The organism is Micromonospora maritima, from assembly GCF_902825405.1.
GTDB classification, from domain to species: domain Bacteria; phylum Actinomycetota; class Actinomycetes; order Mycobacteriales; family Micromonosporaceae; genus Micromonospora; species Micromonospora maritima.
The window spans coordinates 1-11203 of the sequence record NZ_CADEAU010000154.1 but is presented as its reverse complement, the minus strand read 5'-3'; the positions used below and the strand labels follow the sequence as shown (position 1 = coordinate 11203).

Annotated in this window: 9 protein-coding genes; 4 read left to right on the top strand and 5 right to left on the bottom strand. The window is 72.6% G+C overall.

The features are described from left to right. Positions 1-126: 126 nt before the first annotated feature. The 3 genes from HUW36_RS15900 to HUW36_RS15890 all read right to left on the bottom strand — a co-directional run bounded on the left by HUW36_RS15900 (position 127) and on the right by HUW36_RS15890 (position 4916). Entirely contained in the window at positions 127-636 is a 510-nt protein-coding gene (locus tag HUW36_RS15900; protein ID WP_174528889.1) for a SigE family RNA polymerase sigma factor, read from the bottom strand. A 150-nt stretch (positions 637-786) separates the two neighbouring features. Beyond that, positions 787-3777: a UPF0182 family membrane protein gene (locus HUW36_RS15895; RefSeq protein WP_246248186.1), complete on the bottom strand. Its 2991-nt coding sequence runs from the start codon at positions 3775-3777 to the stop codon at positions 787-789. A 125-nt stretch (positions 3778-3902) separates the two neighbouring features. After that, complete coding sequence (locus HUW36_RS15890) at positions 3903-4916, bottom strand: YlbL family protein (protein WP_174528887.1); 1014 nt, start codon at positions 4914-4916, stop codon at positions 3903-3905. Positions 4917-5031: 115 nt separating this feature from the next. Between HUW36_RS15890 and HUW36_RS15885 the strand changes: the two genes are divergently transcribed. Next, on the top strand, positions 5032-6303 hold the full coding sequence (locus tag HUW36_RS15885; protein ID WP_174528886.1) for a zinc-dependent metalloprotease: 1272 nt from the start codon (positions 5032-5034) through the stop codon (positions 6301-6303). Positions 6304-6403: 100 nt separating this feature from the next. On the opposite strand, the gene HUW36_RS15880 is transcribed toward HUW36_RS15885, so the two are convergent. Both HUW36_RS15880 and HUW36_RS15875 read right to left on the bottom strand, forming a co-directional pair. Next, positions 6404-7021 carry a hypothetical protein gene (locus tag HUW36_RS15880; protein WP_174528885.1) on the bottom strand — a complete coding sequence of 206 codons (618 nt, stop codon included), beginning with the start codon at positions 7019-7021 and terminating at the stop codon, positions 6404-6406. Positions 7022-7467: 446 nt separating this feature from the next. Then, complete coding sequence (locus HUW36_RS15875) at positions 7468-7989, bottom strand: M48 metallopeptidase family protein (protein ID WP_174528884.1); 522 nt, start codon at positions 7987-7989, stop codon at positions 7468-7470. Positions 7990-8461: 472 nt separating this feature from the next. Between HUW36_RS15875 and HUW36_RS15870 the strand changes: the two genes are divergently transcribed. The 3 genes from HUW36_RS15870 to HUW36_RS15860 all read left to right on the top strand — a co-directional run. Beyond that, the gene (locus HUW36_RS15870; protein WP_007464795.1) at positions 8462-8629 is read left to right on the top strand and encodes a DUF5679 domain-containing protein; all 168 of its coding nucleotides are present in this window, start codon (positions 8462-8464) and stop codon (positions 8627-8629) included. Positions 8630-8810: 181 nt separating this feature from the next. After that, positions 8811-10259 (top strand): ABC transporter, encoded by a 1449-nt coding sequence (locus tag HUW36_RS15865; RefSeq protein ID WP_246248185.1) that lies wholly within the window; start codon positions 8811-8813, stop codon positions 10257-10259. Continuing rightward, a partial coding sequence (locus tag HUW36_RS15860) for a GTPase family protein (RefSeq protein ID WP_174528883.1) occupies positions 10256-11203 on the top strand: 948 nt, incomplete at its 3' end. The genes HUW36_RS15865 and HUW36_RS15860, both read left to right, overlap by 4 nt.

Genomic DNA, 11203 nt, shown 5'->3' with positions numbered 1-11203 from the left:
ACCGCCAGCGACGCGAGCGCGGCCCGGTGCCGGGCCCGACGGTCGGCGCCCTGGCGCAGCCGGTCCGGCGACGGCAGCACCCGCGCGTCGGTGTCGTCGGCCAGGGCGCGGTAGTAGCGGTGCAGTTCACGCGACATCGTTGACCTCCAACTCCTCGGCGGCGACACCGGGCAGCAGCTCGGCCAGCCGGGCCCGTCCACGGGACAGCCAGGACTTCACGGTGCCGGCGGGGACGCCCGCCTCCCGGGCGATCTCCTCCACCGGCAGGTCGAACAGGTAGTGCAGGGCGAGTGCCTGCCGGTGCCGGGCCGGCAGTCGCCGCAGCGCCGCCACCAGCAGGACGGTGTCCTCCCCCGGTGGTCCGACGTCGTCGGGCGGGCCGGTGCGGCTGACCGCCAGCCGCCAACCGCGCAGCCGCCGGAACCGGTCGGTCGCGAGCCGGCTGATCACCAGCCGCAGCCACGCCTCCGGCGCGGGATGGCCGGCGAGCTTCGCCCACTGCCGCCAGGCCCGGGCGTACGCCTCCTGCACCAGGTCCTGGGCCTCGGCGGGATCGTCGGCCACCGCGTAGCCGTACCGGAGCGCCCGCCCCGACGTGCTGCGGTAGAAGTCGTCGAAGCTGTTCGCGTCGCGCATCTGCCCTCCCGCCTCCCCTCACGTCCACCTGTTCTGTTGACGGCGGAGCGGGGTGCCGGGTTGCGGCCGGGAAGTCCGGTACACGACACGAGCCCGTGATCCGGTGACCGCTGCGGGTCCCGGACCACGGGCTCGTGGTGTCGCTCGGCGTCAGCCGTTCGGTGAGGGTGAGGGTGAGGCCGGCGCGGACGGCGAGGCGCTGCCCGAGGGCGCCGGGCCGGCCGACCCGTTGGCCGCCGCCTGGGCCCGCTGGAAGGCGGCCATCGCCTCGTCGAGCGCCTTGAGCGCCCGCCCGTACCGCTCGAAGTCGCCGGACGTCTGCGCGGCCTTGACCTCGGCGATCGCCGCCTGCACCTGGCCGGCGGCCTGGGCCAGCTCACCGGTGAGCGGCGGCGGGGTGTTCGTGCCCCCGGTCGACGGCGGTGGCGGCGTGCCCTCGTTGTCGCCCGACGGTGGCGGCGTGCCCGTCTGGGCGCGTCTGCCCTGCTCGACGAGTTGCTTGATGCCGTCGCCGAGGTTGTTGGCGAGCACCACGTACGAGCCGCCGTCACCGTAGGAGAGCAGCACCTTCTGCAACAGCGGGTACGCGTCCTGGCTGCTGCTCTTCACGTATACCGGCTCGACGTAGAGCATCCCGTCGGCGAACGGCAGCGACAGCAGGTTCCCGTACTGCACCTGGGCCTGGTTGGAGGAGAGCAGGTTGAGCTGCTGCCGGATGTCGCCGTTGTTGGTCATCTGCTGGTGGACCTGCGCGGGCCCGGAGATCCGGGTCTGGTCCGGCAGCTCCAGCACCTCCAGGCGCGGCTGCCCGTCCACGTACGAGCCGGAGACCAGCGCGGCGAGGTTCTGCCGCCCGTTCGGGGTGACCGCGGAGGTCAGCTGGAAGCGTGGCCCCTCCTGCCCGGGGAACTGGGTGAACAGGTAGTAGGGCGGCTGCTTCTGCCCGCTGTCCGGCGCGTCCGGCACGTTCGGCACCTGCCAGAAGTCCTGGCCGGAGTAGAAGTCGCCGGGGTCGGTGACGTGGAACTTGGTGAGCAGGTTGCGCTGCACCTTGAACAGGTCGGCCGGGTAGCGGAAGTGCGCGGCCAGCTCCGCCGGGATGTCGCCCTTGGGCAGCACCAGGTCACCGCCGAACGCCTTGTTCCACGCCTTCAGCACCGGGTCGGTGTCGTCGTACGAGTAGAGCTTGACCGTGCCGTCGTACGCGTCGACCGTCGCCTTCACCGAGTTGCGGATGTAGTTGACGTTCTCCCGGGCGAGCTGGAACGTGCCCCGGCCGGTCAGCTCGTCGGTGGTCTCCGCCTGCAGGTTGACCCGCTCGGCGTACGGGTAGGTCGCCGCCGTGGTGTAGCCGTCGACGATCCACAGGACGCGGCCGTTCACCACCGCCGGGTACGGGTCGCCGTCGAGGGTGAGGAACGGCGCGACCTTCTCCACCCGGTCGCGCGGGTTGCGCACGTAGAGCAGCTTCGAGTTCTCGTTGACCGCCTCGGAGAGCAGGAAGTTCGACTCCTGCTCCTTGATCGCGTAGAGCAGCCGCCGGGAAAACGAGCCGATCTTGACGCCGCCCTCGCCGGTGTAGGTGTAGTACTGCTCGCCGCCGGTGGAGGTGGGCCGGTCGAACTCGACGTTGCGGTCACCGGTCTGCCCGACGATCGCGTAGTCGTCGTCCTCCATCCGCTCGCCGTAGTAGATCCGCGGCTGCTGGGCCGGGATCTCCTCGGTCGGCGAGGAACACGCCTCCTGCGCCTTCTCGCCGAGGAAGCCGGAGACGAAGTACGGCTGACCGCCGCAGACCACCTGGTTCGCCGGCGCGGCCACCAGGCCGTACCCGTGGGTGTAGACGGTGTGCCGGTTGATCCAGTTGTTCTGCTGGTCGGTCAGCTCGCCGTAGTTGATCTCACGGACGCCGACCACGTAGTCGGAGGTCTTGTCCTTGACCGCGTAGCGGTCGATGTCCAGCTTCGAGCCGAAGTCGTAGAAGCCGCGGACCTGCTGGAGCTGGGTGTACGTCTCGGAGACCAGCTGCGGGTCGAGCAGCCGGACGTTCGGGACGACCGAGGTGTCGGTGGCCAGGCTGGCGGGTGGCACGAGGTTGCTCGCCGCGTACGGCGTCGTCTTCGTGGCGTTGAGGCCGAACGCGGACCGGGTGGCTTCGATGCTGCGTTCGATGTACGGCGCCTCCTTGTCGCGGGCGCTCGGCTTCACCTCGAACGTCTGCACCGCCCACGGGTAGATGCCGCCGATCGCCACCGCGGAGACACCGAGCAGGGCCAGCGAGATGCCCGGCCAGACCAGGTTCCGCATCACCGCGTTGGAGAACACGATGATCGCGACGGCCACCAGGACGGAGATCCAGGCGAGGATCTCCTTCGCCGGCAGCAACGCGTTCACGTCGGCGTACCCGGCGCCGTAGAGCTTCGCGCCCTCGTTGTACTCCAGCAGCATCGCGCGTCTGTCCAGCACGTACGCGACGGCCTTGAGCAGGACGAAGACGGCGACCAGCGAGCTGAGGTGGGCGCGGGCGGCGTTCGTCATCCGGTCGCCGACGCCCTGCAACCGCACCCCGCCGAACACGTAGTGCACGGCCAGCGCGCCGAGCAGGGCCAGCACCACCGCGGTGAAGCCGACGCCGAGCAGGTAGCGCCAGAACGGGAGCTGGAAGACGTAGAAGCCGACGTCGACGCCGAACTCCGGGTCCTTCACGCCGAAGTCGCCACCGTTGCGGAACAGCAGCCACTGGGTCCAGCGGCTCTGCGCGGAGAGCCCGGCGAAGAGCCCGACCACGGCGGAGGCCAGCGCGATCCAGGTGCCGAGCCGCGGGCTCAGCAGCATCCGGTAGCGCTCCAGGGTGGCCTGCTCGGCCGAGTGCGGACGCATCCGGGGCCGCAGCCGGTAGGCCAGCCAGAGGTTGCCGGCGACGATCAGCGCCATGCCGACACCGACCACCAGGAACAGCAGCAGCCGGGTGGCGAGCACGCCGGTGAAGACCTGGGTGTAGCGGACCTCGTCGAACCACAGCCAGTCGGTCCAGGCGTTGACCCCCCAACCGAGGAGGGTGAACAGCACGAACACCCCGACCAGGACCCCGATGGTGACGCGTCCGCGCCGGCTCATCCTCGGCAGGGGACTGCTACGCATGACCACTGTTGGCTCCGCACGCTCGATGTGATCGGCTCCGACCAGGGACCCCAGAGTACGGGGTGTTCCTGAACACGTCGGGTCAAGGTCACGTCACGATCGCGCGGGGCCGCCGGCGGCCGGGTTCAGCAGCGGGTCGGCTGACCTCCGGCACGCAGCTTCTCCAGTGCGGTGAGCGCGTCGTCCAACGTCGCCACCTTCAGCAACGGCAGGTCGGGCTGCGGGTTGCGGACCGCCTCGGCACAGTTGTCGGCGGGCACCAGGAAGACCTTCGCGCCGGCGTCCTTGGCGCCGACCAGCTTCTGGGCGATGCCGCCGATCGGGCCGACCCGGCCCTCGTCGTCGATGGTGCCGGTGCCCGCGATGACCCGGCCGCCGGTCAGGTCGGCCGGCTCCAGCTTGTCGATGATGCCCAGGGTGAACATCAGTCCGGCGCTCGGCCCGCCGATGTCCCCAAGGTCGATCTTGAGGGTGAACGGGTGCGGCTGCTGCTGGTCGATCTCCACCCCGATGCGGGGACGGCCGTCCTGCTCACGGCTGGTCACCGTGGCCGTGCCCGGTGCGCCGCCCCGGGTGTAGCCGATCTTCAGTGCGGTGCCGGCCGGCTTGGCCCGGATCAGCTCGGTGAGCTTGGCCGCGCTCGTCACCGGCGCGCCGTCGACCGAGGTCAGCACGTCGTCCGCGCGCAGCGCGTCCACCGACGGCCCGCCCGGGGTGACCGCCTTGACCAGCACCTTGATCGGGTAGCCCAGCTCCCGCAGGGCCGCCGTCTCGGCGCTGGTCTGCGAGTTCTGGAAGTCCTCCGCGTTGCGCTTCTCGACCTCCTCCTGCGACTCGCCCGGCGGGTAGACCAGCTCGCGCGGCACCACCGCCTCGTCGGACGAGAACCAGCCGGCCAGCGCCGACCGGAGCCGCACGGTGGGCTGCACGCCGACCGTGGTGAGACGAAGCTGGCCGGCGGAGGTCGACGTCGCGCGGCCGCTGACCTGGATGATCTCCTTGCCGTTCTCACTGCCGAGCGTGTTGACCGTCGGACCGGGGCCGAGCACCACGTACGGCAGGGGCACGCTCAGCACGCCGACGCTGAGCAGGGCGGTGAGCAGGGCACCGAGCAGGACGGTCACGCCGCGACGTCTCATGCGCCAGAGCGTACCGATCCGTCCCGCGCCGTCCGGCGCGGTGACCGGTGGACTTCGCCCTCAGCGCAACGCCGACGAGCACGACCTGCGGCGCGGCCCGCGTACCGTAGACGTCGTGCCTGATATTCCGTTCGGTTTCGCGCTCCCGGGTGGTCAACCACCAGACCCCAACGATCCCGCGCAGATGCAGCAGTTCATGTCGCAGTTGCAGCACCTGCTGTCCGCGCCGGGCAGCGGTCCGGTCAACTGGGACCTGGCCCGGCAGGTGGCCGCGAGCCAGCTCGCCGCGGCCGGCGACCCGGCGGTCTCGCCGTTCGAGCGCAACGCGGTGGAGGAGGCGCTGCGGATCGCCGACCTCTGGCTGGAGCCGGCGACCTCGTGGCCCTCCGGCATCCGCACGTCGGTGGCGTGGAACCGCAACGAGTGGATCTTCAAGACGCTCGACGTGTGGCGCAAGCTCTGCGACCCGGTGGCCAGCCGGATGGTCGGCGCGATGGGCGACCTGGTGCCGCCGGAGGCGCGGGCACAGCTCGGCCCGATGCAGTCGATGGTCGCCACGCTGGGCGGCGCCCTCTTCGGCGGCCAGCTCGGCCAGGCGCTCGGCTCGCTCGCCGCCGAGGTGCTCTCCGCCGGCGACATCGGCCTGCCGCTGGGTCCCGCCGGCACCGCCGCGCTGATCCCGGCCAACATCAAGGCCTACGGCGAGGGCCTGGAGCTGCCCGAGGACGAGGTACGCCTCTACGTGGCCCTGCGCGAGGCCGCCCACCAGCGGCTGTTCCAGCACGTGCCGTGGCTGCGCGGGCACGTGCTCACGGCGGTGGAGAACTACGCCGCCGGCATCCGGGTCAATCGGGAGGCGATCGAGGAGGCGATGGGCCGGGTCGACCCGACCGACCCGGAGTCGATGCAGGCGATCGCGCTGGAGGGCATCTTCACGCCGGAGGACACCCCGGCGCAGAAGGCGTCGCTGGCCCGGCTGGAGACCGTGCTCGCCCTGGTCGAGGGCTGGGTGTGCCACGTGGTGGACAGCGCCGCCGGTGACCGCCTGCCCAACGTGGTACGCCTCGGCGAGGCGTTCCGCCGCCGCCGTGCCGCCGGCGGTCCCGCCGAGCAGACGTTCGCCGCCCTGGTCGGCCTCGAACTGCGGCCGCGCCGGCTGCGCGAGGCGACGGTGCTCTGGGCGGCGCTGACCGAGCACCGCGGCATCGCCGGCCGGGACGCGATCTGGGGCCACCCCGACCTGCTCCCCTCGGACGACGACTTCGCCGCCCCGGAGGCGTTCGCCGCCACCAGCAGCGACCTGGACGAGGAACTGGCGAACTTCGACTTCACCGCGCCGGGCGCGCCGGAGGAGCCGACCCCGGGCCAGGACGACGACAAGTCCTGACCCCGGTACGCGCGACGGGCCCGCACGGGTTGCACCGTGCGGGCCCGTCCCGCCTCGTCGATCTTGGAGGGGCCGGGTGCGCGGCGGTAGGCGGTAGGGGTCAGGCGGGGCGGCCGGACAGCAGGGCGCGGGTGGCTTCCCAGCCCTCGACGGCCGGGTCGAGCGTGGCCAGGTCGGCGGGTCCGCGCAGCCGGCGCCAGCCGGCACCGACCGCCACCTCCCCCGGGCTCGGGGCCGCCCGCCGCACCTCGGCCGGGGAGGTCGTGTCGAGGTGCACCGCCGGCAACCACGCCGGTACGGGCAGTCGTGCCGCCACCCCCAGCAGCCCCGGTCCACCCCCGTCCACCGGCGCCACCGCCACCGGCCGGGAGGACAACGGCCGCAGCAGCTTGCCCAGCGTCAGCCCGGGCACGTCCGGGGCGTCGGCGGCGACCACGGCCACCTGGTCGAAGGCCGGGCTGTCGTCGCCGGCGAGGGCCGCGAACACCGCGTTCGGCGTCGGTTCGGCCACCTCGTACACCGGGGTGCCGGGCCAGACCACGGCGTCGGCGAGCCAGCGGTCCTCCGGGGTCACCGCCACCGCGGTCTCCACCTCGTTGAGCGTGGCCAACAGGTCCACCACGTCCTCGGCCAGGGCGGTCCGCCACCGTGCCGGCTCGATCCCCGGCGGCGACCAGCTCACCGGGCCGAGCAACGCCACCACCACACGTCGCGCCATCAGGCGACCCTAGCGTCCGCCTCCACCCACCCCGCGCCCAGCCGCCCGTACGACCGACCCGCCCTCCCGACCCACCCGCCCACTTCCCTCGGCGAGACACCGAGCTCCCCCGCTGGCCGATCTTGGAACGAAAAGGCCTTCGGAGGGGCCGGCAGCTTCCAAGATCCGTGCGGTCGACCGCAAGCTCGGGGAGGTGGTCCCATCCCACCCACCGCGACACCGCCACCTCGCCGAACTGGAGTGGATCAAGCCCGCCCACGCACCCTCTCGCACGCGCCCCCGAACGCGCACTCGACCGACAACGTCGATCATGAGGTTGGCTGCAACAAATCGGACCGATGACGCCGCCAACTTCATGATCGACCGAGAAGGGTGAGACCGCGAGAGGCGAGACCGCGAGAGGCGAGACACGGGCGGGGGCGGCGAGACACGGGCGGCGGGGGGCGTCAGGGGACGCCGGCGGTGGCGGCCACGCCCTCCAGGTAGCCGCGGGCGCGCTCGGAGCGCGGATAGCGGGCGACGAGCGCCCAGAACTCGGCGTTGTGGCTCGGCACGATCAGGTGCGCCAACTCGTGCAGGAGCACGTAGTCGATCACCCATTCGGGCATGTCCTGGATGCGGTGGGAGATCCGGATGGTGCGGTCGGCGGGAGTGCAGGAGCCCCAGCGGCCGTTCTGGTTGGTCACCCACCGGACGCTGGCCGGCGCGGCAACCGATGCGTGCTCCGGCAGGTAGAGCCCGATCAGACGGGCGGCGCGGGCGAGCAGTTCGGCGTCCGAGCGGGCCAGCCGGCCCTCGCGGGCGGCGAGGCGGGCCAGCATCCGGTCGACCCACTCGCTCTCCTCGGCCCGGGAGAACTGGTCCGGGATGAGCACGACGACGCGCTCCCCGTCCCGGTACGCGGACACCGTGCGTCGCCGACGCTGGCTGCGCCGCACCTCGACGACGGGCTTCCGCGTCCCGGCCATTACCGACCCGCGCAGCCTCGGTTGACTGTCACGAGGGAAAGCTAATGCGTACTGACCAGGACTCCGCAAGAGTCAACACGACGACACGCGCCCGGAAAATGGCGGTTGATTGTCAGGAGTCCTGAAAAAATTCTTTGCGACGGAAGTTGACCATCACCTGACGACCGTCCGCCACGTTAGGTGATCTACCACGGGTCGTCGGCGCTGGGTGCCACCCGAAGGGGATCTGAGCGTATTTAACCGGCGTGTCCCCGCGAAACTGACTTATCCGACGTAACCCGGCGTGCACACTCTTGCCGTCGACTTGCTCACAGAGTCGGCGTGCAGCTGACATGGAACCGCCCAGACCTGGGTAGGGTCCGCCAACCAGCGGTCAGGTGACTGATCGCGAGAACCCCCGGCGCCGGAGCCACCCGTGGCCCGCCGCCGGGAGACCCGCCGGGAGACCGGTGGACGAGACGAGGAGGCTACCGTGGCCGACCAGGCCCAGACCTACAACGGTTACTGCGTGAAGTGCAAGGAGAAGCGGGACTTCGAGGGGCACGTGGAGGTCTCGAAGACCGGCATGAACATGGCCAAGGGCAAGTGCCCGGTGTGCGGCACAACAGTGAACCGCATCCTGGGCAAGGCCAAGGTCTGACCCGTCCGGGTCGCGCGGGGGAGGGGTGGCCGCCGGGCCTCCCCTCCCCCGTCGCGTATCCGACACGGTTACCGGCCAGTTGTGGAAAACCGGCCGAGTCCTGTGGACAAGGCTGGCCACGGCGCACCGCGCCTGTGGACAACGATCGACGCAGCGCGCGGATGCGGTCACTGTTCGTGGCGTGACCGAACCGACTCCGCTCACCCGTCCGACCCTGCTGCCCGGCCTGACCCGCACCACCGAGCCGAGCGAGCAGCCCGGCACCCTGCACCTGGTCACCGCCCCGGCGCTCCCGCCGGGCCTGGCCTTCCTGGACGCGCCCGACATCGACTCGGTGGTCGACGCCAACCGGGCGCTGGCCGGTCAACTGCTGGCCGCGGCCGACCTGTGGTTGTTCGTCACCACTGCCGCCCGCTACGCCGACGCCGTCCCGTGGGAGCTGCTGCGCAGCGCCCGGGCCCGGGGCACCGCCGTCGCCATGGTGCTCGACCGGGTCCCGCCGGAGGCCGCCGACGAGATCGCCGCGCACCTGTCGGAGATGCTCGCCTCGCAGGACCTGGGCGCCGCGCCGCTGTTCGTGCTGCCGGAGACGTGGGTGGACGGGCAGGGGCTGCTGCCCGACCGGATGACCGCCCCGCTGAGCGGCTGGTTCGCGCGACTCGCCGCCGACGCCGACGCCCGCGCGGCGGTGGTCCGGCAGACGCTCGACGGCGCGCTGGCCGCCCTGCACCCGGTGGTGGAGGCGCTGGCCGAGGCCGCCGACGAGCAGGCCACCGCAGCCGACGCGCTGGACGAGCGGGTCCGGGCCGCCTACCGGGGCGCCGAGCGGACCGTCGACCAGGGACTCAAGGACGGCCGACTGCTCCGCGGCGAGGTGCTGGCCCGCTGGCAGGAGTTCGTCGGCACCGGAGAGTTCTTCCGCAGCCTGGAGGCGCGGATCGGTCGGCTGCGCGACCGGGTCGTCGCGGCGGTCACCGGGCGGCCCGCCCCGGCGGCCGAGCTGCGCACGGCGATCGAGTCCCAACTGGTCACGCTGCTGCGCGGGGTGGCCGCGGAGGCGGCCGAGAACGCGTACACGGGTTGGAAGGCGCACCCGGCCGGCGCGGCGCTGCTGGAGCCGGACCTGGCGCACGCCTCGGCCGACCTGCCCGCCCGCGCCGAGCAACTCGTCCGCGACTGGCAGCGCGGGGTGCTCGAACTGGTCCGGGTCGAGGGCGCGGACCGGCGGTTCGTGGCCCGCACGGCCGCGTACGCGGTCAACGCCACCGGCCTGGCCGTCATGATCGGCGTCTTCGCCTCCACCGCGTTCATCCCGACCGGGCTGGAGGTGGCCGCCGGCACCGGCACGGCGGTGGCGGGCCAGACGGTGCTCCAGGCCATCTTCGGCGACCAGGCGGTGCGCAACCTGGCCCGCACGGCCCGGGTGGACCTGCTCGACCGGGTCGGCGCGTTGCTGGCCGACGAGGCCGGCCGGTTCCTCGCCCGTACCGAAGCGGCCCGCCCGGCCGCGGGTGCCGGCGGGACGCTGCGGCGGGCCGCCGTGGAGGTCGAGCGGGCCCGGCACCGCAGCGGCCTGACCCGCGCCGACCGCCCCGCGTTGCCCACCACCGAGCAGGACGGTCGTGCATGAGCAACATCGTGGGACGGATGCGCGAGGCGTTCCGGGGCGACCAGCGGGTCGACCCGGACGTCCTGATCGCGCGCCTGCAGGCGGTCCAGCGCTTCCTCGGCGCGGTCGACGGCCAGGTGCCGGACGCCCAGCTCGTCGCCGCCCACACCGTGGTCGAGCGGGCCGGTGACCGGCTCGCCCTCTCCGGGCGCCACACCGTGGTCGCCCTCGCCGGCGCGACCGGCAGCGGCAAGTCCAGCCTGTTCAACGCGCTGGCCCGGATGGACCTCTCGCCGGTCGGCGTCCGCCGCCCGACCACCGGCGTGACCCACGCCTGCGTCTGGGGGCCGCTCGACGGCGCGGTCCGGCTGCTCGACTGGGTCGGGGTGCTGCCCCGTCACCGGTTCGTCCGGGAGAGCCCGCTCGACGGCGACGACGAGTCGACCCTGCACGGGCTCGTCCTGCTGGACCTGCCCGACTTCGACTCGGTCCAGCACACCCACCGGCTGGAGGTCGACCGGCTGCTCGGCCTGGTCGACCTGGTGGTCTGGGTGGTCGACCCGCAGAAGTACGCCGACCGCGTGATCCACACCAGCTACCTGCGCGAGTTCCACAGGCACAAGGACGTCACCGTCGTGGTGCTCAACCAGGCCGACCGACTGCCCCCGACCGAGCTGCCCCGGGTCCTCGACGACCTGCGCCGGCTGCTCGACGCCGACGGGCTGGGCGGCGTGCCACTGCTGCCCACCGTGGCGGTGGATCCGGCCGGGCTGGACGGGCTGCGGGGCGAGCTGGAGCGCACGGTCGCCGAACGGCAGGCCGCCCTGCGCCGGCTCTCCGGCGACGTGGACGCCGTGGTGGCCGATCTCGAACCGCTGGTCGGGCCGGAGCCACCGGCCACCCGGCCGGGCGACGCCTCGGCCCAGGAACTCACCCGGGCGCTGGCCGGCGCGGCCGGGGTGGCG